The following is a 24,160-nucleotide window of genomic DNA, read 5'->3' on the forward strand; positions in this document are numbered from 1 at the left end:
TCAGGCGACCGTCCACGGCTGGTACGCGGCCAGGTCGCCGCGAAGGTGCCGGGCGAGCAGCCGCGCCTGTACGAGCGGCAGCAGTGCGCCTTCGACGTCACGCCGCAGGTACGCGTGCGGCCAGGCCCGCTGCCGGCTCTTCTCCCAGGCGGTGAACACCTTCTTGCGCCCATCGTCGGTCAGTTGGTACGCGCCGTTCGGCAGGTGATCGAAGTCCTTGTCGCTCAGTTCGCGCCGGTTGAGCAGGGTGAAGACCAGCCGGTCCACGAGCAGGGGACGGAACTCTTCCATCAGGTCGAGCGCGAGTGCCGGCTTGCCGGACCGTACGCCGTGCAGAAGCCCGATGTACGGGTCGAGCCCGACCTGCTCGAGCGCTCCGTGCACGGCGCCGCGCAGCATCCCGTAGAGGAAGGAGAGTAGGCAGTTGACCGGGTCGGTGGGCGGACGTTTGTTGCGGCCGGCGACCTTCCATTCTTTGCTTCTGGTGACCAGGTGCGGCATGGCGGCGAAGTAGTCCCGGGCGGTGATCCCTTCGACGCCGAACACTTCGTCGATGGTGGTGGCGTCGCGCAGCAGGTTCAGCCGTTCGGCGATCAGGTCGGCACTGGCGCGCAGCGCGGTCTGACGGAACCCGGAGCTGTCCCGGGCGGTACGCAGCAGCACCTGCCGGCTGTTGTGAATCTTCCCGGCGATCATGGCCTTTGAGATCGACACCCGCTGTTGAGTGTCGTCGGCGGCGCGGTGCTGGGCTTGCCGCAGCAGCGGGTTGCCGGTGGCCGGCCCGACCGTACGCATCAGGAACCGCCCATTGCCGGTGAGGTAGGTGACGGACCGACCGTCGGCTGCGCAGCGTAGTTGCAGTTCCTGGCTGACGTTGACTCCGCCGAAGGCGACGAGGTGGTCGAGGCGGACGAGCGGCACCCGTCTGGGTGGGGTCTTCGGCTCGTCGTCGGGGTGGAAGGCCCGCAGGGTGTCGCCGTCGAGGTGCAGGCTTGTGCCCGGCCTCTGGACGTACAGAGTGTTCAGCAGTTCAGTCACGCCAGGTTCCGAGTGGTCGCGGGGTAAACAGGTCGAGTAGTGGCCGGCTGTGCCCATCGGTGGCTTCGGGCAGGCAGGCGTCGCGCAGGGAGCACCGCCGGCAGCGTTTGTCGTTGCGGGCGAGCGGAAGCTTCGAGGTGCCGAGGATCTGCCGTACCGCCTCGGCGGCTTCGATGACCTGCTCGATCAGTGTGTCGTCGATGGTGACCGGGTGGCGGCGGCGTTCGGCGACGGAGTAGATGTAGCCGAGCGGCACTTCGAACCCGGCGTCGATGAGGCACAGCGCCTGTCCGCCGAGTTGCAGTTCGGCTGGTCCTCCGGCCTGGTACCGGCCGACCTTGTATTCGACCGGGGTGGCGACCTGTCCGGTGAACTCGACGACGTCGCAGACGCCACGCAGCCCGTACGTCTCACTGCCGACCGGTAGTGACCGCACGACGGTGACACCTGCCCGGCGGGTGACGCCGGGCAGGTCGACGGCGGTGTGGCTGAGGTCTCCGCGTACCGTTTCCGCGCTCTCGTCCCACACCTGTTCGACGTGGATGAGCGCGGTCTGCCGGTGACAGTAGGCATAGTGCTCAAGGGCGGACAGCGGGACCTCGCGGATCCCGCTGTCGCTCTCGACCGGGTCGGTCACAGCCAGAGGTCCACCTCGGTGGTGACCTGGACGCCATCGGGCAGCGGGGTGTCGGCGATGGTCCGCTGGTAGTCGAGATGTTGGCGGGCCGGCTTGTCGGGGTTGGTCCGGCTGACCTGGATCCGCTTGGTGAGGCTGGCCGCGGGGGCGACGCCCAGCGCGTCGGGGTGGCTGAAGATCCACAGCCCGCAGAGCTTCATCTCGCCTCGGGTGGCGGACCGGTCGTGGTCGAACATCATGGCGATGGCCCGCCAGAGCGCGGTGAGGTCGTCGGGGGTGACGCCGGTCTTCGCGGCGCGCGGCGCGGAGTAGAAGGCGTGTGCGCGGTAGAGACCGTACGGGACGGTCCACTTCGAGCCCATCTCGGTGCGTTCGCCTTTGTCGATGTCTTCCTGGCGGGTCTGGGTGACCCGGGTGATGGCGTGGTCGGCCGGCAGGATCGGGTCGATGCTGCGGGCGAAGCCGACCTGTAGTGGACCGCGTACCTGCCCGGCGCCGCCTTTGGCGCCGGTGCTGAGCACCGCGCCGAACATGCGGATGTCGAAGTAGTGCTCGCAGAGCCACTGCTGCGCCTGGTCCGCCCGCCCTGGTGCGGCGGCGAGCCCTTCCTCGATGCGCGTGTTCAGGGCGTGGCCGGCTTCGACGAAGATGCCGTACCGGGGGTCGTCGCCGCGCATCAGGGCCACCGTGTCCCGGATCTTGCGCTTGATGGCGACGTCGGTGACGAGACCCTGGCCGGTTTCGTCGTCGGTGCGGGGCTGGTTGCCGCCGTCGGGGTCGCCGTTGGGGTTGCCGTCGGTTACATCGAAGAACATCACGACGTCGTGACGGCGGGCGGGGTCGAGGTGGGCGGCACTCATGCGGCATCTCCTTCAGGTGCGTCAGCTGCCGGCGTCCCGTCCGCACCGGGCGGCAGGTCGGCGGGTGGCAAATCGGTGTTCTTCTTGCTGGCGGCGGCTTCGATCCGTTCGGCCCGCATCGCGGCGCGCTGGTGGTGGTAGCCGAGGACGAACGCGGCTTTCTGCATCAGCATGGCCGAGCTGGGGATCGAGGTGTCGGCGTCGATCTGCGCGAAGATGTCGTCGAGTCGGTTGGCGTACGCGCCGGCCCAGGCCGGTTTGCCGAGCGGGCCGCGCAGCCGTCGCAGCCAGGCGGTTGCGGAGCGACGGCCGTTGACCAGCACCGCCTGCGGGTTGGTGATCGCCCGGCCCATGTAGCGCTCAGCGAAGGTGGTGTTGAGCTGCTGGTTCGCGGCGCGGTAGACGGCCTGTTGCAGGTCGTCGAGCACGGCGAAGGCGCGACCGGACAGGTACGCGGGGTCGCGGTTGGCGTCGTTCAACGTCGGGGTCAGCCTTTCTGCGTGGTACGGAGGAAGCCCGGGGCGGCGCAGGACGGCGAGTCGGATCAGGGCGACCCGGGCGGCGTCGACGCGGCCGTCGGTGCGGATGCGGTCGATGACGTGAGCGAGGATCTTGGGTGGCAGTGGCGCACCGAAGACCGCTGACCGCCACAGCGCGTGGTAGAGGCCGCCGGGGCGGTCCTCGCCTCGGGCGCCGAGTTTGATCCAGCTGCCGGGGCCGCTGCCCCGGCCGGGCTGCCACCGGCCGGCGACCCGGGTGAGCTGGACGAGCTTGACGAGGGTCGGCTTGCCGTCCCAGCCGGCGATCTTGTGGTCGTCGATCCAGCGACGGAGGTTGGCTTTCACCGCCGGCAGCGGCATTTCGACCCAGTCGCGGACGACGACGCGGGCGACGTTGCCGGAGACGGTGACCGAGCAGAATTTCGACAGGTCGTCGACGGTGGCTTCGGTGCCGCGTGTCGGGCTGACGATCATGTCCAGCGCGGACTTCTCGTCCTCCTGGTCGAGCGGCCCCATCGGGTCGAACGACGCCCCGCCGATCACCCACCAGGTCAGCCGGGCGTTCTGGCCGGGCAGGCTCGCATGGTGGTCGGTGTCGCTGAGCAGCACGGTCAGCGACGACATGAACGTCAGTCCACAGGTGACGCAAATCGGGGTGTTGCCGAGAAACTTGGTCAGCTCGTAGCCGTGCACCGCTTCGTTGACGCTGACCAGCGACGCTCCCTGGGTAGCGCCGGGCAGCAGCCGCTGCGGAATCTGCTGCGGGATGGTCTTGAGCAGGTCACGCACCTCGCCGCAGACGAGGCACCGGCCGGCCCGGCCGAGCCCTTTGCGGCCGGCGGCGACGGTCGCCCAGTAGCGACGCGCGCTGTCGTGCTCGAAGGCGAACTCTCCGCCGACCCGGATGCCGACCATGTCGGCCCGGCCCCACTTGTCCGGCTGCTGCACCTTGTGGTGCTGGCGGCGGCGGTAGAAGGCGGCGACCGCCGGGCCGGGTCCGTCGGGTTCGGCTTCGGCCCAGTCGCGGATGAGTTCGACGAACGCGTCGTGCTGTTTGCCGATCCGGTCGGCTTTGCCGCCGTCGGCGACCCAGCCGAGCGCGTATTCGACGTTGTCGACGGCGAGGGTGGGGGCGATCCCGACGGTACGGGTGACGGCCGGCACGCTCCGTTCGATGCCGAATCGGGCACCGGCGGCGTCGCTGGCGGTGTCGGTCTGCCCCCGGTAGCCGCCGTCCCGGTCGATGTCGACGATCAGCCGTACGGGTTTGCGGCCGTAGAAGGGCGGAAGCACGTCGTCGCTGGTGGCGGCGAATTCGACGAGGCGTTGCAGCAGCATCAGGCGGCTCCGCCAGCGGACGGCAGCGCCATTTCCATACCGCGTGGCGGGACGTGCAGGACGCCTTCGCCGACGCGGGCGGCGAACCATTCCATCCGGGGTTGGTTTTTGCCGTCGCGGTGGATGGTGTGCAGCATGATGCCGACTTCTTCGTTGACGCTGGTGTCGCGCGGGGTGTCGTCGGGCCAGCTGAAGTCGGCGCTGAATTCACGCGTACCGAGGTAGGGCTGTTGGAAGCAGGCTCCTCGGCGGACCCGGCGGCGCAGCTGGTCGCGGTAGGCGGCGGCGGGTTTGTCGGCGTGGGCGGCGGGCACCAGGTGCGCGTGGATGCGGTAGGCGACGTCGCGCAGGCAGACGGCGTTGCGCTGGTCGCGGTGGGCGACGGTGTCGACTCGGCGTTTGCCGCGGATGGCGTCGGCGAGCGGGGCGACGTCGGTGGTTTCGTTGCGGCGGATGGTGAACTGCTTGATCGGTTTCAGCACTTCGATGGCGACGATCTCGTAGCGGATCTCCGGCTTCCAGTAGATCGCTTCGAGGACACCGACGGCCGCCGTGGGGGTCATCACCGGGTACGTGACCCGTTCGACTTTCAGCTCGGGGCGGGAGAACAGGGCGGCGTCGCCGCTGACCTGGACGGCGATCGGCAGGTCGCCGTCCTTGCTGCGGCGGAAGGCCAGCCCGTTGACGACTTCCGTGGTCACAGGATGAAGTCCTCCAGTTTCGGGTCGAAGATCATGCCGGTGTGCGGGTCGTAGTCGCCGCGCCATTCGACGAGCGCGCCGACTCGGACGTCCGAGCCGAGGATCGGCTGCATCAGGGCCCGCACACCGGCGTCGCGCTGAGGCACGCCCGGGTGGACGGTGGTGGTGTAGGGCTGCAACCGGCGCAGGTCACGCATGTCGGGTACGGGTGCGGTGCGTACCCGGTGAACGAGTTCTTCGACGTGGGCGCGTTCGTCGGGCGTACCGGCGCCTTGTGGGGTGACCACCGAGATGCTGTCGGCGCTGATGATGCGGAAGGCGCGCTTGCGGTCACGGTGTCCGCTGTCGTCGAGCGGCCCGTCGGCGACGGTCTCATACGCCCAGGCGGCCCGGGACCGCTGGATCTGCTGGCCGATGTGCTGCGGGTCGTTGAGGTTGAGCGTGCTGTAGATGGAGCGGTAGTAGGCGGCGAGTGCGTCAGGGTCGTCGGGGTCGGCGCGGCCGGGTCCGAAGTGGGTGGTCGCGGCGCCGACGAGCCGTTTGTACGTCTCCGGAGCGCCGCCGTCGGCGGGCGCGAAGATGACGACGCGGCCGTGGTCGAGGCGGCCTTCCCGGTTGGCCCGGCCGGCGGCCTGCAGCAGCGAGTCGGCGGGGGCCATCGCCCGGTAGACGGTCGGGAAGTCGACGTCGACGCCGGCTTCGATGAGCTGGGTGGAGACCAGCAGGACCGGCTCGTCGTTCGTCAGCCGGTCACGGACGTCTTCGAGTACGCGCTGCCGGTGCGCCGGGCACATCCGGGTGGACAGGTGCCGGGCGTGGTCGAGGTCGCCGCTGTCGCGCCAGGTGTCGAAGACGGCCTGGGCGTTGGCGGTGGTGTTGACGACGACCATCGCTGCGGGCGGCCGGCCGGCGGGGGTGGTGACGTCGTCGGCGGCCTGGTCGGCGATGTCGGCGAGGGTCGGGGCGGGGTCGAGCCGCCATTCGTAGCGGACCCGTTTGAGCTGGTTGGCGACGGCGGGTACGTCGGTCAGCACGTCGGTGTAGTCGACGCCGTTCATGGTCGGCAGCGACCAGAACTCGGGCTGGGTGGCCGAGGAGAGCAGCACGGTGGTGCCGAAGTGCCGCACCAGCAGCCGCAGCCCGTCGAGGATCGGGACGAGCATGTCGTGCGGCAGGGCCTGCACCTCGTCGAGGACGATGACCGATCCGGCGAGCCGGTGCACCCGGCGCATCGCGGACGGCCGGCGGCCGAACAGCGACTCGAAGAGGCGGACGAAGGTGGTCACGACGAACGGTGCGTCCCAGTTCTCGGCGGCGAGTCGGCCCCACCGGCCGGCGGCGGCGTCCTCGAAGTTGACCTGGCTGTGGTGTTCCAGGACGACCGGCTCGGCGCCGGGCTCGTCGAGCATGCCACGGTAGACGGCGGCGTTCTGCCCAGTGATGGTCAGAAACGGAACAGCGACGATGACGCGTCGTTGCTGGTTCTTCTCGGCGTGCCGCAGCGCGAACCCGGCGGCGCAGAGCGTCTTGCCGGCCCCGGTCGGCGCGGGCAGCCGGTAGATCCCCGGCGGCTGGTCGGCGAAGCTGACGCACTGGGCGTAGACCTGCTCGCGCAGGTCGTCCACGGGCGACGGCTTGCCGGCGGCGAGCATGGTGGCTCGACGATGCTCAAGCATGGCGGCGCGGCGCTGCTCGAACAGCTTGTACAGGTGGCCGAAGTCGGCATCGGTGCGGACCCGGGGCGCGGCCAGTCCGTCGAAGTGCGCGCCGGTGTCGAGACCGTCGGCGTCGACCAGGGCGCTGTAGCACAGCCGCAGCGCCATCTCCCCCACAAGATGGTCCTGCAGCCACGCGTCGGGGATGGTCTGCCGCAGGTCGGGTGGCAGGTCGGGCAGCAGCCGGGGCAGCTCGGCCTCGGCAGAGGTGACGTCCTGCGCCCGGCTGAATCCCTGCTTGAGGGCCTTCCCCAACGAGTTGGTGTCGATCAACCCGCCGTGGTGGCCGAAGATCGCCCCTGAATAGCCGCCGAGCCCGCGCTCATACGCGATCCGGGTGCCCAATGACTTGTGATCGATGCCGACCCGCTGACCGGAGTTGGCGACATTCTTCAATTTATCCTGCCAGGCGCAGGACGCTTTCCCGACATCATGGAGCGCACCCAGCCAGTACGCCAACTCGCCACCACCGAACGGCGACGCGAAACGCCTGGCCAGCTCGGCGGTTCCCCGCAAATGATCTTCAAGTCGATGCCAGCGACCGCTGTTCCCACCTGGACTGTGCGCCCACAGCGACCGCTCCCCAGACATGAACAGATCTCTCACATTCCGTGCAAACAAAAAGGACCGGTCCATGAAGCCACCGCAGCAATCCACTGTCAAGACCAGGTTCCCGATTGAAGCAAACAACTGACGGGGTGGTGGAGGAGTGTCAGCCACTCACCCACCACGCCCGGCCGTTCAGTGGACTCGCTGCAGCCCATCGCGCTGTTTCGATCCTCGACATCCATGATGTCGCACCCGCGCCCCGGAGCAGACCTCTCCGGGGTGCGTCCCGCTATGGTGGCCGAACCGTCCGGCGGCAGTCAACTTCAGCGCCATGGGTTGCTTGCGCGCCGCCGGGACTCACACGTAAAGTCTCGCTCCGTCCCCAAGAGAACCAGTGTGGTCTTCAGTGGATGGCCCGATGGCTTTCCGTGAAGTGGGCGGCCCGCCGTTGCAGCGGCGGGCCGCCGAGCCGACCCCGCCAACATCCTGATCAAGCAAAGGAGGCTCGGGTGAGCCTAACTGACCAGCCCGTCAACCCGTCAACGGACGGCATCCGACCCCGACCGGATCCCCGCCTTGAAGTCAGGTGGGCGGTGATCCTCGGCGGTGGCGCGATGGTCGGCCTATTCGTCGCACGCACCGAAGGCCCGGCGAGTGGCGTCATGGCGTTCATGATCGCCGTCGGCCTGCTGTACGCGATCTTGCGGCCGTAGGGTCGATCGGCGGTGCGGGATGGATCTTCAGCATCCCGCACCGCCGGCGCCTGATCCGAGCGCCCCACCTGCGGTCGCTGACGTACCCCACCAACGTCCGGTACGGTGTTGCCGAATGTAATTCGGGGGCTACTCGCCGCCGATCATGAACTCGGTCGAAGCGAGGGATGCGAGTGCCGACGATGATGGACCGGCCGGTCGGTGTCATCGGTGCCGGCCGGGTCGGCACCGCCCTCGGACTGGCGCTGGTCCGCGCCGGATACGAGCTTGTCGGGGTCAACGCGAGGTCCGACGCGTCCCGCCAGCGGGCAGCCGACGTCCTTCCTGGCACCCCACTGCTGGACGTACCCACGCTCGCCAAGAGCGCCGGCATACTCCTGCTCTCCGTCACCGACGACGCTATCGGATCGGTCGCCGCCGGGTTGGCGGATGGCGGTCTGCTCCAGCCGGGGCAGATCGTGATGCATGTCAGCGGTGCGTGCGGTTTGGCGGTTCTCGCACCGGCGACCGAGGCCGGTGCCGTGCCGCTCGCCGTCCACCCGGCGATGACCTTTCCGGGCCTCCCGACCGATGCCGACAATCTGGCCGGTCTGGCGTACGCGGTCACCACCCGACCGCATGACCGGCGACTCGCCGAGGAACTGGTGCGCGACGTGGGAGGCGTTCCGGTGTGGATCGCCGACGAGGACCGCACCCTCTACCACGCCGCACTGGTCCTCGGTGCGAACAACCTCATCACCCTGCTGGCCGCGGCGATGGAGGCACTGACGGCGGTCGGCGTGCCGGACCCCGGGTTCGTGCTGGCCCCGCTGGTGCGTGCCTCGATGGAGAACGCACTGCGGCATGGGGACCATGCGTTGACCGGGCCGGTACGCCGTGCGGACGTCGGGACGATCGAGGCTCACCTGCGGGCGCTGCGCGACCGTGCGCCCCACCTGCTGCCGGCGTACCTCGATTTCGGACTCAACACCGCGCGTCGATCCCGGCGGGCCGCGCTCAACGAGGCGGGCCGGCTCGACGAGGTTATCGCGCTACTGGAAGCAAGATCGGCCGAGGCCCGCGACGACATCGGCCGGTGACCGGTCCGCTGCGGCGCTGCATCCGCCTTGAGTGTCGTGTTCGACGAGCACTTGCGCGGGTCACCGGCGCTGGTCTGGGTGATGTCAGGTGAGTTCGAGGCCACCGTCGATGGTGAGGATCTGTCCGGTCAGCCAGGTTGCGGCGGGGTCAGCCAGCCGGAGGATCCATGTGGCGACCTCGTCGGGCTCTCCGCGCCGGCCGAGCGGGATCCGTCCGGCCTCGTCTTGCTTGATCTGGTTGAGCATCGGTTCGGGGAGGCCTGCGGCGGTCAGGGCCTCGCTTTCGGTGGGGCCGGGGGCCAAGGCGTTGACTCGGATTCCTGTGGCCGCTAGTTCCAGCGCCCAGCATCGGGTGAGGTGTTCCAGAGCGGCTTTGGAGGCGGCGTAGTGGGCGACGCCGGGTGCCGGGCGGTGCCCGTACGTGCTGGAAAGGTTGATGATCGACCCCTGGGTCTGCTGCAGGTGGGGCAGGGCCGCGCGAGCGAGCAGGCTGGGCGCGGTGACGTGAAGATCAAATAGGTTGGCGATGCCGTGCGTAGTTGCGTCGGCCAGCGGCATGATCGTCGTGGCACCGGCGTTGTTGACCAGGACGTCGACCCGATCCCATCGGTCAACGGCGGCGGCGATGACCGCCTGGGGTACGTGTGTGGCGCGGATATCGGCGGCGAGCACAGCGATGCGTGGATGCTGCTGCGCGGTGGTGTTCAGCGCGTCTTGACGGCGCCCGACGCCGAGGACGTGCGCGCCGGCCTCGGCGAATGCGATCGCGGTCGCGCGGCCGATTCCCGACCCCGCTCCAGTAACGATGGCAACACGCTCCGCGAACGACCCGCTGTCGTTGGGCTCCATCATCACAACACCTTTCGTTCGATGTTCGTAGAACGTCGAATAAGCTACCATGCAGGGATGAAGGAAGCCCGGCACCCGGATCCCGGGGAGATGGTTCTCACTGAGGTCATGGCGGCACTGAGCGACCCGATCCGGGTTGGGCTGGTCCGGTTGCTGTCCGACGGCCAGGAACGCGGCTGGGGAGCGCTGCGAGTCCCGGTCTCCAAGTCGACGTTGAGCCACCACCTACGGGTACTGCGGGACGCGGGGCTTACCCGTACCCGGCAGGAAGGCACTCGGTGTTACGTCGTCCTGCGCAGCGAGGACCTGCAGACCCGGTTCCCCGGCCTCCTGGACGCCGTACTAGCCGCTGCGGACAGTGAGGACGTAGGCAGCCAGGTAGGTCTAGCGACCGACGGCAACCGAGTCAGGCAACCGCGCAGGTAGACCCTGACCAGGGCTTGGCGCGGTCAAGAGGCCCAAGCGCAGGTCACGTCGATGAGTATCGCGTTGGACACGCTACGCAGCCTCCGCGTACGATGATTCAGCGCTAATGCGCGTAGTTGCGATCCTCGCCGGACCCCCCTCTCTGTCAGGCTGAGTTGAGACAGGTCGTCTACCAGGGGATACGCTCCCCGGACGGGTCTGAGGGGAGATCATCAGCATGGCAGACAAGTCCATCGGTTCCGGCGATCTGGACGCCAAGCCGGTTCGTCGGACATTCACCGCAGAGTTCAAGGCCAGGATCCTCGCGGAATACGACGCGGCCCCCGACGCTGCGGCCCGGGGTGCGATCCTGCGCCGGGAACGCCTGTACGGATCACACATCCTCGACTGGCGAAAGGCCCGTGATGCGGGCGCAGCGGCAGGCCTGACCGACCGACGCCAGTCCGCCGAACGGACCCGGAAGAACACCGAGTCAGCCGAACTCGCCCGGCTACGTCGACAGAACGCCCGCCTCGAGAACGAGCTGACCAAGACACGCACAGCACTGGACATCATGGGAAAAGCACACGCGCTCTTGGAACTGCTCTCCGAGAGCGCGGACACCGCGACACCCCCGCCGTCCTCGACGAGGCGCACACCGCGCTGACACCACTGTGGGGCACCGCCGCGGCGTGCCGACTGACCGGCCTGTCCCGAGCCACCATCTACCGCCACCGCAACCCGACACCGCCGAAGCCCCGGACACCCCGCAGACCACCACCGTCCGCACTGACCCAGGCCGAACGACAACAGGTCCTCGACCTGCTCAACAGCCAGCCCTACCAGGACCTGGCACCCGCACAGGTATGGGCACGTGAACTCGACGAGGGCCGCTGGTGGTGCTCTGAGTCCACCATGTACCGAATTCTGCGTGCCGCCGGACAGAACGGCGAACGCCGTAACCAGGCGACGCACCCGGCCCGCACCAAGCCGGAACTCGTCGCCGACGCGGCGAACCAGATATGGAGCTGGGACATCACGAAGCTACGCGGACCCGTCAAAGGCGTCTGGTACCACCTGTACACCGTGATCGACATCTGGTCCCGCTACGTCGTCGGTCACCTGGTCGCCGCGCACGAGGACGGCCAACTGGCCGAAGCGCTGATCGCCGACGCCGCCGCCCGCGAACGCGTCGACCCCGACCAGCTGACCGTGCACGCCGACCGGGGCGCGGCGATGACCTGCAAGACCATCACCCAGCTCCTCACCGACCTGAAGATCGGCCGTAGTCACAGCCGACCCAAGACATCCAACGACAACCCGTACATCGAGGCGAGCTTCAAGACCTTGAAGTACGACCCGACGTTTCCCGACCGGTTCGGGTCGATCCAGCACGCCCGGCAGCACTGCGAGGCCTTCTACACCTACTACAACCACGAGCACCGGCACTCCGGGATCGGGCTGCACACCCCCGCCTCGGTGCACCACGGCACCGCCGGACAGATCCGTCAGCAACGGCAACACACCCTCGACGCCGCCCGCGCGGCCCACCCACACCGGTTCGGCCGCCGACGGCCCCAGCCGCCCCGCCTACCGGACCGGGCATGGATCAACAAACCCGACAACACCGCCCCCGACCAGAGCACCACCCCGCCCACGAACACACACCCAGCAACACAAAGCTAAGAAAGATCAAGAATCTGTCTCACTTGACTTGACCGGCTCCGCCCGGAGGTCCGGCGCAGCACACTTTCTCGTCCAGGGCGCGGCTGGCCTTGCCCATGTTGCGATCTGAGGTGCCCCGAGGATTCCGGACAGGGAGGTCCGGCGCAGCCCGGGCCCGCCGCTCGCCACCACCACGTGGACGCCCGTTGCGATCCTCGCCGGACCCGGAGGTCCGGCGCAGCAGCCAGACGACCGCGGTTCAGGGGCGGACCGTCCGGTTGCGATCCTCGCCGGACCCGGAGGTCCGGCGCAGCCGGCGATGACCACCCAGGCGATCGAGATCGCGAAGGCGGTTGCGATCCTCGCCGGACCCGGAGGTCCGGCGCAGCTACCGGCGTTTCTCCACGTTCGGGGAATCGGACGGGGTTGCGATCCTCGCCGGACCCGGAGGTCCGGCGCAGCCCGGCAGATCTCCTCCGTCAGGTCCATCTCGCGCTGGTTGTTGCGATCCTCGCCGGACCCGGAGGTCCGACGCAGCCTTGCGGCATTCTTTGCTGCGGTGAGTCTGAGGATGAGGTTGCGATCCTCGCCGGACCCGGAGGTCCGACGCAGCCTGCCGGATGGCCCAGACCGCCAAGCCCGAGCAATCGTTGCGATCCTCGCCGGACCCGGAGGTCCGACGCAGCCGGCCGCCGCCGCCGGCACACCGGCTCTGACCTGCGACGGTTGCGATCCTCGCCGGACCCGGAGGTCCGACGCAGCGTTCGCCACAGCACACCTCACTACCCCCGCGAGCGATGGTTGCGATCCTCGCCGGACCCGGAGGTCCGACGCAGCCCGTGGTGCACTCGACGAGAATGTACGCACCCCGTAGGTTGCGATCCTCGCCGGACCCGGAGGTCCGACGCAGCGATCATGTAGGCGGGCGGCAGTGCAACCTTCTGCTCTTTGTTGCGATCCTCGCCGGGCCCGGAGGTCCGACGCAGCGCGCCGGACTGCTGCGAGATCAGCTCAGCCGCGATCGGGTTGCGATCCTCGCCGGGCCCGGAGGTCCGACGCAGCCCACGCCGAGCAGCAGGGTCACGGTCAAGGCCAGGGCGTTGCGATCCTCGCCGGGCCCGGAGGTCCGACGCAGCCCGGCCGTCGGGGTCTTGTGCCCAGCACTGGGCACAGTTGCGATCCTCGCCGGGCCCGGAGGTCCGACGCAGCGGCTCGCGAGCTGCGAGTACTCACCAATCACGATTGGCTTCGCGTTGCTCACGAGCAGTTTATGTCCCAATCGTAGGGGTTTGGCGGTTCGGAACCCCACGCTTAGAGCGTGGTCACCGGAGGTTCCTAGATCAACTTCAGACGGCAGAATGTACGTTTTGGTGGCGGCTGGCCGGGTACTGGCCAGCCGCCACCAAGAGTCTCAGCGGGCGTCAGGCGTGGGCAGGTGGGTGGTGAAGGTGGCCCACTGGGCGGGGGCGAAGGTCAGGACCGGGCCGGTCGCGTCCTTGCTGTCCCGTACGGCGATGACGCCGGGCAGGTTCGTCGCTACTTCGACACAGTTGCCGCCAGCGCCACTGCGGGTGCTCTTGCGCCAACGGGCGCCGGTCAGTCTGGTCACTGCTCTAATGCCTCCAATGCATCGCTGATCATCTGCGTCGAGGATTCCTCATCGAGCGCACGGCTGTCGAGGTGGTTCCAGACCATCTCGTAGGCCCGAAGCTCATCAGCCTTGTTGAGGTAGAGCGCCCCGGTGAGGGTGTCCACGTATGCGAGTGGCGGCTCAACGGGATCGGGGCTGAGTGGGGCATTCGGGAAGTTGAGTAGCGTGAAGGTCGCGGTCATGGCTCCGTGGACACCTGCCGAGTACGGCAGGATACGGATGGACACTGAGAACTGCCGGATGGCATCGATCAGATGCCTCAGCTGATCCGCCATGACCTGACGGCCACCGACCTCCCGCCGCAGCACTGCTTCGTTGAGAATCACTCGCAGGTGTGGTGGACGTGGTGCCCTGAGCAGGCTTTGCCGCTCCATCCGGACCGTGACTCGCCGTTCGATGTCTTCCTCTGTCACATAGCCGGTCAGTACCCGGTTCACCGCCTCGGCGTACTCCCGTGTCTGCAACAGACCGGGTATCAACTCGGACTCGTACTGCCGGATCATGGCGGCGCTGTCTTCGAGGGAGACGTAGAGGCCGAACCAGGCGGGTAGGGCCGATTCGGTGTAGTCGTGCCACCAGGCACGCCTCGGGGCGTCGCGGGTCTCCCTGGTCATGGTGAGCAGGCGGTGGCGGGTCTCCGGGGAGACCCGGTAGAGGGTGCACATGGCGTCGACGTCGACGTCGCGGAAGCGGATCCGCGAGTCACCGGCCTCGATGCGCCAGATGGTGGAGGAGCCGCGTTGCAGTGCTTGAGCTGCGGCGTCCTGGCTGATGCCGGCGGACTCACGCAACACGGTGAGCCAGCGGCCGATGTGTCGGCGGAGCAGGGTTGTGCCGATGGAGCCGGACAAATCGCTCGCCCCCTTCATCCTCTGTGGTGAGTGTAGTCACCAACGTGGCGGACAATCAACTGACGAGCGCCTTCATAATCGTGAAGGCGCTCGGCACTGAAATGATTGACCTCGACCAGGGGTTGCCCACGACGATAAGGGCGCATCGCGCCTTGTCTTATGCATGCGGTCCAACTTAGATAACTGATGCCGGTGCTGTCCATAGTCACCCGCCGCAGTCGGGAAACCCCCGTGACCGGCTGCGGCGGGCCCGGCGCATGCACTCCTGCCCGCACGATTAATTGATCTTCGCCCGGGAGGAAATGGAATGTCCACCGCCCTCGCGTTCATTGCCGCCGGCTTTGTGCTCGGCATTCCGCCGGGTCTGCTGCTGTGCCGGCTGCGGCGGCGCTGGTGCCCGGCCTGCGGGCAGACACTGCGCTGCCCCGACTGCGGCTCCCGGCAGTTCGTCACCTTCGACATCCGGCCGACGACCGGGCGGCGCTGGTCGCCCCGGGCGCGGTCGGCGACCCGGGCCGCCGGCCGGTGACCGTCGAGCACGTGGCGGCACGGCCGTCGTGGCGCTGCCGGGTGTGCCGGGCACCGTGGCCGTGTCAGCCGGCGAAGGCGCAACTCGTCGCCGCGTACGACCGGATCGGTCTGTGTATGTACGTGGCCGAGCGGTCCGCGGAGGCCGCCCTCGACCTGCCGGGGCTGACCCCGGCGGCGGCGTACGCCCGGTTCCTCGGCTGGGCGCGGGCCGCCACCCGTTCCGAACCCACTGGAGAGACCACGATGGAATCCGAGATGACCGTCCGAGACGCCGACGTCACCGACATCGCCGAGCTGTCGGCGCTGCTCGCCGAGGCGTTCGTGACCAACCCGGTGGCCGGTTGGCTGATCGCCGACGTGTCCAACCGGTACACCACGTTCCTGCGGCTGTTCGACGTCGAGTTGACACACGGGCTGGCGCACGGCGTCGTGCACGTCGCCGGCAACCGGGAAGGGGTGGCCATCTGGCAGCTGTACCCGATGCGGTTGACGACGGTGACCGACCACGAGCGGGAGGTGCTCGGCGCGGCCGGCATCTACCGGCGGCGAGTCGCGCACCTGCGGGCGGTGCGTGACGAGCACCGGGCGGCGGCGTTGCGGCTGCCGGTCGGCCCGTCGGCCGGGCTGTCGGCGGGGCCGGCCGACGGGTCCGCGCCGGAGCCGGTGGTCGGCCACGAGCTGGTGTACCTGGCGGCGGCGCCGTGGCTGCGCCGCCGCCGCATCGGCGCGGCGCTGCTCGACCACCATCAGCGCACGTTGGACGCCGCCGGGTTGGTCGGGCACACCGTCACCGACGAGGAGTACGCCCGTGACCTGCTGGCGGTGCGCGGTTGGCGTACGCCCGGCCCTCGGCACCTCTCCCCCGGCGGGCCGCCGCTGTGGTCGATGCGCCGCGACCCCGGCACCCGGCCGATTCCGCCTACAACGGGGTACGGACGATGAAGGTGGCGTAGGACGCGTTGGCGCCTCTGCCGATCTCGGAGAGTTTCAGGTATCTGCCGTCGTGGTGCAGGTAGCGGTCCGGGTAGTTGTAGGAGCGCAGTGAGGTGTGCTGTCCGGTCAGTCCGGCGACCGGGCAGAAGGTGGCGTCGGCCCGGAACAGGGCGCTGCCGTCGATCCGGTGCAGGTAGAAGCGGAAGTTCTGGTGGCGCAGGTAGTAGCCGGGAAAGTTGACCGACTCCAGGGAGATGCAGCTCGACTTGGCCAGGCCGCGACGGACCACGAACGCGGCGTCGGCCTTGCCGCGCTGGTCGACGACGTCGACGCGGCCTTCGAACTCGAAGTGCCGCACCCGGCGGCCGGGCAGGTTGACCGGCTCCAGCCCGTACGTCCCGCCGACGGTCAGGGTGAGGTGCGCGGGGGCGGTCGGTTTCGGGTCCGGCTGGGGGTTGGTGGCCGGTGCGGCCGGGGTCGGCCCGCCGCCGGGTGCGTCGGTGTCGGGCGTGGCCGTGTGTACGCCGTCGCCGACCGGGCGAACCTGCTCAGCCCGGTCGGTCGGCTCTTCGCTCGGCTCACTGATCGGCTCGCCGCTCGGCTCTTCGGCCGGCGGTGCGGCGGATGTGCTGGCGCTCGGGGCTCCGGCGACGAACTCGCCCCGGATCGGCTCCTGCTGGGCACCCCGGTTGGTGGCCACGGTCGCGGCGATGACAGCGGCGGTGAGGACCGCGACGGCGCCGATGGCGGTACGCCGCGGCGATCCCGTCGAGCGGTCGGCGTGGCTGACCGGTGCGGCGGGTAGGGCGTGGGTACCGGGCCCCCTGCCGCCGGGCGCGCTGCCGCCCGGGGCCGGGCGGTCGGCGGCAGGGCCTGCGCCGGCGGCCGATGTGCCGTCGGTGACTTCGCCCTCGATCGTCGTGGGGCTCGACCAGCTGACCTGGCCGAGCCGGGCGGTGGCTAGCGAGAGCGGGCTGTCCGCCGGCGGTCGGGGCCAGCGCGGGGAGGAACCGAGCCGGCGGGGCAGGTCACCGGGTGTCGGCTGGCCTTCAGCCGACGTGAGCCAGCGCTCGGCGGGCAACGGATTCTGCTGAATGTCCTCGTCGGACATCGATAATCCCACCTCCGGCTGACAGCCTGTCCGGGTCCGGTCACTGCGTCGCGGCGCATACTTTCTCATTTCGCCCGCAAGGTGCGCCAGTACCCGGAGCCACCGATTGTGTCACTTCAGCGAGGCGACAGATCCCGGCCCCGCAGCGGTCGCCCTTGGTCGTCGATCAGCAGCCAAAGGTGCCCTTCGAATCGAAGTGGCCGTCCGACCGGGCTGCGGCCGGCACCACCCGCATCAACCTCACAGCGCTCGGGTTCTACGGACACGGCGGACTGGTGTCGCAGGACGTCCTCGACCGACCAGGTAGGCCGGGCTGGGCCGGCGGGCTGCGGGTGCCGGCGTCGGTCAGCCGGCCGGGCGTCGCTCGGCCCGGCGGCGGAGCAGCCAACCGGCGAGCAGCATCACTAGCAGTCCGCTGCCGCCTGCCGCGACCCCGATCAGTACGGCCTGCACCTGCCCGACGCCCCGGTCGGGCGGGCCGGCCGGGGCGGCGGCGTCCGGTGCCGGCAGCACCGCGCGGGCGCAGTCGCCGGGGTCAGCGCTGTCGGTGCCGCCCTCAACGACCTCGAAGTAGAACTTGCCGTTGATCGCGTGCCCGTCAGCCGACGTCGCTTCGTACGCGAGCGCGTGCACGCCAGTAGTCAGCGGGTCGACGGTGGCGCACAGGGTCTTCGCGTTGACCACGACCGCCTCCCCCACCGCCACAGCGGTGTCGTCGGGGCCGGTGACGGTGATCCGCCGTTCGCCGGTGCCGGACAGTGGGCCGAACGTCAACGCGATGGTCGCCACACCGGGAGCGACCTCATCACCCGGCCCGGGGGCGGCGGAGACCAGTTCGGTGTGCGCCTGCGCGGGAGCGGCGAACGTGACCGCCGCCACCCCCGCGCAGGCCAGGACCGCGGCGTGGCTCAGAAGTCGGCGCATGCCAGGCGGTTGTCCATGGTTTCCATCGGGTGGATGACCACCGACTTGGCGGCGTCGCCGACCTGCTGCTCGTTGGTGACGGTCGCGGTGCCGGTGCCGTCCTCGGCGGCGGTGAAGCCGAGGTGGACCTCGTTGGGCGGGGTTTCCGGGCCGCTCTCGTCGAACTTGAAGTGCGGTCCGCCGTTGTCGACGGCGCACTCCTGGGCGTGCAGGTGCCCCATGTACTGTGCGCCGGGCTCCAGCCCGGTCAATTTCACGGTGACCGTCGTGCCGTCCTCGGTCTGCGCCAGCCAGGCGGTCCCGGCGGCGTCGTCGGTGCCCGGTGGCCGGGTGTCGAGTAGGGCGAATGGGGCCTCCACGGCACCGTCGATCTGATCGGCCGGCGTGGCGGACGGGTCGTTCATCATCATCCCGTCCATCCCGTCCATCCCGTCCATCCCGTCGGACATCGCGGAGGCAGACGCCGACGGCTCCGTGGACGTGTCGGCGGCGTCGGTGGAGCTGGACGAGTCGTCGCCGCAGCCGGCGAGGACGCCGACCGCCGCGAAGCCGACCACCGCGAAAGCGGTACGCCAGCGGTCCGATCCGTTGATGTTCACGTGTCGTGTTCTCCCTGTTCGGATACGAAGGGTGGGCCGGCTACCGGGGCCACCCGGTAGCGGCGCTTGTCTCCCCGTTCGGGGTCTTCCGATAGTTGAGTCGGACATGGCGGCGCGGAAGTTCCCACCGGTTCGACCCCGTGGCGTAGGTGCTGCTAACGGTGGTCGGCGGACGAGTTCTGGTCACCGACGCCGGGGGTGGTCTCGACCGCAGCGGGGTCGGACAGGTTGACCCGCTGCAGCGGGGCCGCCGGGTGCGACGTACCACCGTCGTGGCCGCCGACCTCGGCGCGGACTCGGGGCCGCGACTGCGGATGCTGTTCCTGCACCCAGGCCACCAGTTGCTCTCTGACCAGGCACCGCAGGTCCCACAAGGCGGACGAATTCGCCGCCGACACGAGCGCGCGGGTCCGGATGTTGCCGTCGGTGGCCCCGGTCACCTGCAGCCCGCAGACCCGGCCGTCCCACAGCGGCGCGGCTGCCTCCGACTCGACGATGCGGCGCAGTTCCTGACGCATCGACTCGACCGGCAGGCTCCAGTCGACGTCGATCTCGGCGGTGCCGAGCACCGACGACGCGGTCCGGGTCCAGTTCTGGAACGGCGTGGTGGTGAAGTAGTTCGACGGCAGGATCAGCCGGCGCTCGTCCCAGATCTTCACCACCACGTAGCCGAGAGTCATCTCCTCGATGCGGCCCCACTCGCCCTCGACGACGACCACGTCGTCGAGGCGCAGCGCGTCGCCGAAGGCGAGCTGCAGACCGGCGAAGATGTTGCCGAGGGTGCTCTGCGCGGCGAGCGCGGCAACCACACCGACCAGACCGGCGGAGGCCAGCACGCTGGCGCCGGCGGCTCGGGCCCCGGGGAAGGTGATCAGCATCGCGCCGACGGTGAGCACGCCGACGACGGCGAAGGCGACCCGGCGGATCACGGTGATCTGGGTGTGCGCGCGGCGGGCGGCGAGGTTGTCGTTGACGTCGATCGGGAATCGGCGCAGCGCGGTGTCGGCGGCCAGGCCGAGCAGGGTGGCAACCAGCCAGCCGCCGGTGGCGATGGTCGCCAGCAGGATCGCGTGCTGCACCGGCTCGTGCCAGCCGTTGGTGGTGGCGATCGGGATGGTGAAGCGGGCGGCGAGCAGCGCGGCGATGATCGCCGTCGGCCAGAAGGCGCGCCGGGAGATGTCGGTGAGCAGCGTGGAGCGGCGGCCCGCGAAGCGGAGGATGCGGTAGACGACGGTGACGGCGAGGGCCGCCGCAGCCGCCGATCCGATCACGATCGCGGCGCTGACCAGGGCGTCGGACACGTCCGACATCTCCTTCCCATCGGTTTGTCGGCAGCGGCCAGCTAATCACATTGACCGGTGCCGGCCGAGGACCGGTCGACGTCGCGCAGCGTCACCAACGGGGCGGACCAGCCCCGCAGACCGGCCAGGAACGGTACGGACCGGGCCAACACCACCCCGACCAGCCCGTCCCGGCTCGTCTTCTGGTCGTACCGGTCACCCAGCTCGGCGGCGAGCCGCGACTGCAGGCGCCGCAGCATCTGGTCGGCGTCGTCGTGGTCGGCGTCGTCGTCGACGTCCAGGACCGTGTCGTTCAGGTAGCGGCGGGCAATTGTGTCCTGGGCGCGCAGCAACGCGTACGCCAGCTCTTCGGCCCGTGGTCCGAGACCACGCCAGGTGGCGCAGCGGGCGGTGAGCAGCGCGGCGACGGTCGCCTCGACGACATGTTCCAGAGCCGGTTCGAGGTCGTAGTCCGGCCGCCGCGGCCGGTAGGTGAGCGCCACCAACGGGTACCGCCGGACGGTGTCGTCGATCGCGCGCAGGTCGGCCGCCCAGTCCGCGCAGCGCTGCCGGGCGGCGTCGACCCCTTCGGCGGTCAGGCTGCGCACGATCAGCCCGACGCCGTCGCTGCCGCGGACCTGGTCGTGCACGGCGAGCGCGAACCGGTTCCGCACCGTCAACCCGGTGATCAGTTCGATCAGGTACGTCGCCAGCGCGGCGAACAACGCGAAGCCGAGCGCCGCGACGCACACCGCGAGCAGCTTCTGCGCCGAGGTGTCCGGGGTGAGGTCGCCGTAGCCGAGCACCGTGAGGGTGCCGGCGGAAAAGTACAGAGCGTCGTCGAAACCGGCCGGGCCGTAACCGGCGACCCGGTGGTAGCCGTCCAGGTGCGGCCACACCACCAACGCGACCCCGAACACCAGCGGCACGATCCAGGCCAGGAAGGTGCCGGTCACCAGCACCGGCCCGGCCCAGACCAGCAACGTACGCTCGGGTCGGCGACGCCGGTTCGCGGCGAACGACGACAGCCGCCACACCGACCGCCGGACCGCACCGGCGAGCGGGCCCTCCGCGTCCGGGTGCAGGATCGTCAACCAGACGTCGACCACCACCACGGCGATCAACGCGCCACCCGGTACCGCCCACAGCCACATCATGTGGGCAGCTATACCCCGTTTACCGGGTTGTCGACTGCACGACCTCGAACTCGAGCAGGCTGGCGCCGGTCGCCACCGCCGGGCGGGGCCGCTCGCCGTCCCCGGCGGCGTGGGCCTGCCGGGCCGGGCCGGCCGCCCACGCCTGGTAGGCCTCCTCACTCTCCCAGCGGGTGTAGACGAAGTAGCGGCCCTCCCCCGCGACCGGGCGCAGCAGCTCGAACGCCAGGAACCCGGGCGCGTTCTCCACCGCCCCCTGGCGAGCGGCGAACCGCCGCTCCAGCTCGTCGCCGGCGCCGTCGGGGACCTCGATCGCGTTGATCTTCACCACTGCCATGTGGACAGCCTAGTCGGGGTACCCGCGCTCAGCCCTGGTTGGCCCAGTCGCCCAGCGACCAGTCCCGCACCTCGGGCATGTCCTCCAGGTGCTCCACCACGTACGCCTCGTGCCGGGCCAGTTGCTGCTCGCACCAGACTTTCAGGTCGGCGGCACCGCGTGGCAGCCGCCGGGCGTTGTTGATCGCGTCCATCACCAGGTGGTAGCGCGACGCCCGGTTGCGGACCGTCATGTCGAACGGGGTGGTGGTGGTGCCCTCCTCGATGAAGCCCCGCACCCGGAACCGGTCGGCGTCCGGCCGGCCGTGCACCAGCTGGTGGATGGCCCCCGGGTAGCCGTGGAAGGCGAACACCACGTCGACCGAGTCGGTGAACAGCTCGGTGAACATCGTCTCGCTCATGCCGTGCGGGTGGTCCTTGGGCCGGGGCAGCCGCATCAGGTTGACCACGTTGACCACCCGGACCTTCATGCCGGGCAGCCGCTGCCGGAGGATCTGCGCGGCGGCGACCGTCTCCATGGTGACCACGTCACCGGCGCAGGCCAGCACGATGTCCGGCTCCGAGCTGCCGTCGTCGGTGCCGGCCCACTCCCAGATGTCCGCACCCTTGGCGCAGTGCTCGACCGCCTCGTCAATGGTCAGCCACTGCAGCTGCGGCTGCTTGTCGATGACGATCAGGTTCACGTACGACCTGGACCGCAGGCAGTGGTCGGCGACCGACAGCAGGCAGTTGGCGTCCGGCGGCAGGTAGACCCGCGACACGGTGCCCCGCTGGTTGAGCACCACCTGAATCAGCCCGGGCCCCTGGTGGGAGAAGCCGTTGTGGTCGTTACGCCAGGCCGTCGAGGTCAGCAGGATGTTCAGGCTCGGCACCTTGGCCCGCCACGGCAGGTGCGCCGCCTCCTGCAACCACTTGCCGTGCTGCACCGTCTGCGACGCGCTGACCATGGCGAACGCCTCGTAGGTGGCGAACATGCCGTGGCGGCCGGTCAGGTTGTAGCCCTCCAGCCAGCCGTGGCAGTTGTGCTCGGACAGCACCTCCATCACCCGGCCGTCACGGCTGATCGCCGTGTCTGTCGGATACACCTCCTCCATGAAGCCGCGGTCGGAGACCTCGAAGACGGCACCGAGCCGGTTGCTGTTCGTCTCGTCCGGGCAGAACAGCCGGAACCGGTCCGGGTTGCGGGTGTAGATGTCACGCATCAGCTCGCCGAGCTTGCGGGTCGACTCGGCGCGCAGCCGCGCCGGCTGCGGCACGTCGACCGCGTACTCGCGGAAGTCGGGCATGTCCAGGTCGCGGGTCAGCAGGCCGCCGTTGGCGTGCGGGCTGGCGCTCATCCGCAGGTCGCCGTCGGGGTTGACGCCGGTCACCGTCGCGGTCGGCGCGCCGTCGGCGCCGAACAGTTCCTCCGGGCGGTACGAGCGCAGCCAGGTTTCCAGGATCGCCAGGTGGTCGGCGTTGTCCCGGACGCCGGACAGCGGCACCTGGTGCGACCGCCAGGTGCCGGTGACGGTGACGCCGTCAACCTGCTCCGGGCCGGTCCAGCCCTTCGGCGACCGCAGGATGATCATCGGCCAGCGGGGGCGGGAGCCGTCCCAGTCGCCGCAGCGCGCGGCCTCCTGAATCCGGCGGATCCTGCCCCAGGCGTCGGCGAGGGCGGCGGCGAACCGCACGTGCATGCCGGGCAGGTCGTCGCCCTCGACCTCGATGACCTCGTACCCGTGGCCTTCCAGCAGCGAACGGACCTCGCCGCGGTCCTTGCGCCCCAGCACCGTCGGCCCGGCGATTTTAGCGCCGTTGAGATGCAGGATCGGCAATACGGCGCCATCGTGGGCGGGGTTGATGAACGAGACACCCTTCCAGGAGCCCTCCAGCGGACCGGTCTCCGCCTCGCCGTCACCGACCACGGCGATGGCCAGCAGGTCCGGGTTGTCCATCACCGCGCCGAAGGCGTGCACCAGGACATAGCCCAGCTCGCCGCCCTCATGGATGGAGCCGGGGGTGGTGACCGAGACGTGGCTGGGGATGCCGCCGGGGCTGGAAAACTGCCGGAACAGCCGCAGCATGCCGGCCTCGTCGCGGGTGACGTCCGGGTAGATCTCGGTGTATGTGCCCTCCAGGTAGCCGGCGGCCACCAGCGCCGGGCCGCCGTGGCCGGGGCCGGTGAGGTAGATCGCCTGCTGGCCGGTGTGCCGGATCAACCGGGACACGTGGGCGTAGATCAACGAAAGGCCGGGGCTGGTCCCCCAGTGGCCGAGCAGCCGCGGCTTGATGTGCTCCGGGGCGAGTGGCTCGCGCAGCAGCGGGTTGCCCCGCAGGTAGATCTGCCCGACGGTCAGGTAGTTGGCGGCCCGCCACCAGGCGTCCAACTGCGCCAGCTCGGCGTCGTCGGGCGCGGCGAGCACCCGCAGCAGCCCGTCGTCCGCGCCGGCGCGGCCGGCCCAGGTCGGGGTGCGCTGATCGGTCACGGCAGTCACGAGCGGATTCCTCCTCATCAGGGGGTACGTCCACGACCGATCGTAGGGGGGCCGCTGCGGTTTTTCCCGGGCTCCAGTGCCTGTCAGGCAGGGGCACAACGACCCTTGACATGCTCTGACCTGCCCCTGGCCGGCCGTTGACGCCGACACGGTGGACCGGCAAGGCGGCCGGCATATCGACGTACGACAGTGTGATTTGTGCATCCACAGCCAACTCCACCCGGTCCACGGTGCCGACACTTCTCTTGTCAGCAGAGTTTTCGA

The 24,160-nt window shown here is 69.6% G+C and carries 23 protein-coding genes and 1 CRISPR repeat array; of the genes, 7 read left to right on the top strand and 16 right to left on the bottom strand.

The features are described 5' to 3' along the window. The 6 genes from cas1c to cas3 are packed head-to-tail and all read right to left on the bottom strand — an operon-like array spanning nucleotide 1 to nucleotide 7,305. Nucleotides 1–1,038, bottom strand: coding sequence for a type I-C CRISPR-associated endonuclease Cas1c (gene cas1c, locus O7553_RS13415; protein WP_281555121.1), 1,038 nt, complete (start codon nucleotides 1,036–1,038; stop codon nucleotides 1–3). Next, nucleotides 1,031–1,675 (bottom strand): CRISPR-associated protein Cas4, encoded by a 645-nt coding sequence (gene cas4, locus O7553_RS13420; RefSeq protein ID WP_281555122.1) that lies wholly within the window; start codon nucleotides 1,673–1,675, stop codon nucleotides 1,031–1,033. The genes cas1c and cas4 overlap by 8 nt, the downstream gene beginning before the upstream one ends. Then, complete coding sequence (gene cas7c / locus O7553_RS13425; protein ID WP_281555123.1) at nucleotides 1,672–2,535, bottom strand: type I-C CRISPR-associated protein Cas7/Csd2; 864 nt, start codon at nucleotides 2,533–2,535, stop codon at nucleotides 1,672–1,674. Before cas7c ends, cas4 begins: the two co-directional genes overlap by 4 nt. Next, complete coding sequence (gene cas8c / locus O7553_RS13430) at nucleotides 2,532–4,373, bottom strand: type I-C CRISPR-associated protein Cas8c/Csd1 (protein ID WP_281555124.1); 1,842 nt, start codon at nucleotides 4,371–4,373, stop codon at nucleotides 2,532–2,534. Before cas8c ends, cas7c begins: the two co-directional genes overlap by 4 nt. Next, nucleotides 4,373–5,074, bottom strand: a complete 702-nt coding sequence (gene cas5c / locus O7553_RS13435; RefSeq protein ID WP_281555125.1) for a type I-C CRISPR-associated protein Cas5c — start codon at nucleotides 5,072–5,074, stop codon at nucleotides 4,373–4,375. Before cas5c ends, cas8c begins: the two co-directional genes overlap by 1 nt. Continuing rightward, nucleotides 5,071–7,305 carry a CRISPR-associated helicase Cas3' gene (cas3, locus tag O7553_RS13440; protein ID WP_281555126.1) on the bottom strand — a complete coding sequence of 745 codons (2,235 nt, stop codon included), beginning with the start codon at nucleotides 7,303–7,305 and terminating at the stop codon, nucleotides 5,071–5,073. The genes cas5c and cas3 overlap by 4 nt, the downstream gene beginning before the upstream one ends. A 542-nt stretch (nucleotides 7,306–7,847) precedes the next feature. Between cas3 and O7553_RS13445 the strand changes: the two genes are divergently transcribed. Together O7553_RS13445 and O7553_RS13450 are read left to right on the top strand one after the other, a co-directional pair. After that, nucleotides 7,848–8,051: a hypothetical protein gene (locus tag O7553_RS13445; protein WP_281555127.1), complete on the top strand. Its 204-nt coding sequence runs from the start codon at nucleotides 7,848–7,850 to the stop codon at nucleotides 8,049–8,051. A gap of 167 nt (nucleotides 8,052–8,218) precedes the next feature. Further along, nucleotides 8,219–9,130 (top strand): DUF2520 domain-containing protein, encoded by a 912-nt coding sequence (locus tag O7553_RS13450; RefSeq protein ID WP_281555128.1) that lies wholly within the window; start codon nucleotides 8,219–8,221, stop codon nucleotides 9,128–9,130. A gap of 84 nt (nucleotides 9,131–9,214) precedes the next feature. Here O7553_RS13450 and O7553_RS13455 read toward each other — a convergent pair whose 3' ends face one another. Next, a complete protein-coding gene (locus O7553_RS13455; protein WP_281555595.1) occupies nucleotides 9,215–9,979 on the bottom strand; it encodes an SDR family oxidoreductase in 765 nt (254 codons plus the stop codon). A gap of 57 nt (nucleotides 9,980–10,036) precedes the next feature. Here O7553_RS13455 and O7553_RS13460 point away from each other — a divergent pair, with 57 nt between their 5' ends. The 3 genes from O7553_RS13460 to O7553_RS13470 all read left to right on the top strand — a co-directional run bounded on the left by O7553_RS13460 (nucleotide 10,037) and on the right by O7553_RS13470 (nucleotide 12,070). After that, a complete protein-coding gene (locus tag O7553_RS13460; RefSeq protein WP_281555129.1) occupies nucleotides 10,037–10,405 on the top strand; it encodes a metalloregulator ArsR/SmtB family transcription factor in 369 nt (122 codons plus the stop codon). A gap of 217 nt (nucleotides 10,406–10,622) precedes the next feature. Then, entirely contained in the window at nucleotides 10,623–11,051 is a 429-nt protein-coding gene (locus O7553_RS13465) for a hypothetical protein (protein WP_281553169.1), read from the top strand. 41 nt (nucleotides 11,052–11,092) lie between these two features. Continuing rightward, nucleotides 11,093–12,070, top strand: a complete 978-nt coding sequence (locus O7553_RS13470; RefSeq protein WP_281555420.1) for an IS3 family transposase — start codon at nucleotides 11,093–11,095, stop codon at nucleotides 12,068–12,070. A 111-nt stretch (nucleotides 12,071–12,181) separates the two neighbouring features. After that, nucleotides 12,182–13,258: a CRISPR direct-repeat array (repeat unit 37 nt; unit sequence GTTGCGATCCTCGCCGGACCCGGAGGTCCGACGCAGC). Nucleotides 13,259–13,460: 202 nt separating this feature from the next. On the opposite strand, the gene O7553_RS13475 is transcribed toward O7553_RS13470, so the two are convergent. Both O7553_RS13475 and O7553_RS13480 read right to left on the bottom strand, forming a co-directional pair. Continuing rightward, nucleotides 13,461–13,658 (bottom strand): DUF397 domain-containing protein, encoded by a 198-nt coding sequence (locus O7553_RS13475; RefSeq protein ID WP_281555130.1) that lies wholly within the window; start codon nucleotides 13,656–13,658, stop codon nucleotides 13,461–13,463. Further along, nucleotides 13,655–14,569: a helix-turn-helix transcriptional regulator gene (locus O7553_RS13480; RefSeq protein ID WP_281555131.1), complete on the bottom strand. Its 915-nt coding sequence runs from the start codon at nucleotides 14,567–14,569 to the stop codon at nucleotides 13,655–13,657. The genes O7553_RS13475 and O7553_RS13480 overlap by 4 nt, the downstream gene beginning before the upstream one ends. A 289-nt stretch (nucleotides 14,570–14,858) precedes the next feature. On the opposite strand from O7553_RS13480, the gene O7553_RS13485 reads away from it, so the two are divergent. Together O7553_RS13485 and O7553_RS13490 are read left to right on the top strand one after the other, a co-directional pair. Next, on the top strand, nucleotides 14,859–15,080 hold the full coding sequence (locus O7553_RS13485; RefSeq protein WP_281555132.1) for a hypothetical protein: 222 nt from the start codon (nucleotides 14,859–14,861) through the stop codon (nucleotides 15,078–15,080). Between the two features lie 11 nt (nucleotides 15,081–15,091). Next, entirely contained in the window at nucleotides 15,092–16,024 is a 933-nt protein-coding gene (locus tag O7553_RS13490; protein WP_281555133.1) for a hypothetical protein, read from the top strand. On the opposite strand, the gene O7553_RS13495 is transcribed toward O7553_RS13490, so the two are convergent. The 7 genes from O7553_RS13495 to O7553_RS13525 form a co-directional block, all read right to left on the bottom strand. Then, nucleotides 16,002–17,126: an AbfB domain-containing protein gene (locus O7553_RS13495; protein ID WP_281555134.1), complete on the bottom strand. Its 1,125-nt coding sequence runs from the start codon at nucleotides 17,124–17,126 to the stop codon at nucleotides 16,002–16,004. The two genes, O7553_RS13490 and O7553_RS13495, sit on opposite strands and share 23 nt — an antisense overlap. A 345-nt stretch (nucleotides 17,127–17,471) precedes the next feature. Beyond that, on the bottom strand, nucleotides 17,472–18,050 hold the full coding sequence (locus O7553_RS13500) for a copper resistance CopC family protein (protein WP_281555135.1): 579 nt from the start codon (nucleotides 18,048–18,050) through the stop codon (nucleotides 17,472–17,474). Next, nucleotides 18,035–18,649, bottom strand: coding sequence for a superoxide dismutase family protein (locus O7553_RS13505; RefSeq protein WP_281555136.1), 615 nt, complete (start codon nucleotides 18,647–18,649; stop codon nucleotides 18,035–18,037). The genes O7553_RS13500 and O7553_RS13505 overlap by 16 nt, the downstream gene beginning before the upstream one ends. A gap of 155 nt (nucleotides 18,650–18,804) precedes the next feature. Further along, a complete protein-coding gene (locus O7553_RS13510; protein ID WP_281555137.1) occupies nucleotides 18,805–19,950 on the bottom strand; it encodes a mechanosensitive ion channel family protein in 1,146 nt (381 codons plus the stop codon). Nucleotides 19,951–19,991: 41 nt separating this feature from the next. Beyond that, nucleotides 19,992–21,086: a potassium channel family protein gene (locus O7553_RS13515; RefSeq protein WP_281555138.1), complete on the bottom strand. Its 1,095-nt coding sequence runs from the start codon at nucleotides 21,084–21,086 to the stop codon at nucleotides 19,992–19,994. 19 nt (nucleotides 21,087–21,105) lie between these two features. Then, nucleotides 21,106–21,420, bottom strand: coding sequence for an antibiotic biosynthesis monooxygenase (locus tag O7553_RS13520; RefSeq protein ID WP_281555139.1), 315 nt, complete (start codon nucleotides 21,418–21,420; stop codon nucleotides 21,106–21,108). Between the two features lie 28 nt (nucleotides 21,421–21,448). Beyond that, a complete protein-coding gene (locus O7553_RS13525; protein WP_281555596.1) occupies nucleotides 21,449–23,833 on the bottom strand; it encodes a phosphoketolase family protein in 2,385 nt (794 codons plus the stop codon). Between the last annotated feature and the right edge of the window lie 327 nt (nucleotides 23,834–24,160).

The organism is Solwaraspora sp. WMMA2059, assembly GCF_027497315.1.
Taxonomy (GTDB): domain Bacteria; phylum Actinomycetota; class Actinomycetes; order Mycobacteriales; family Micromonosporaceae; genus Micromonospora_E.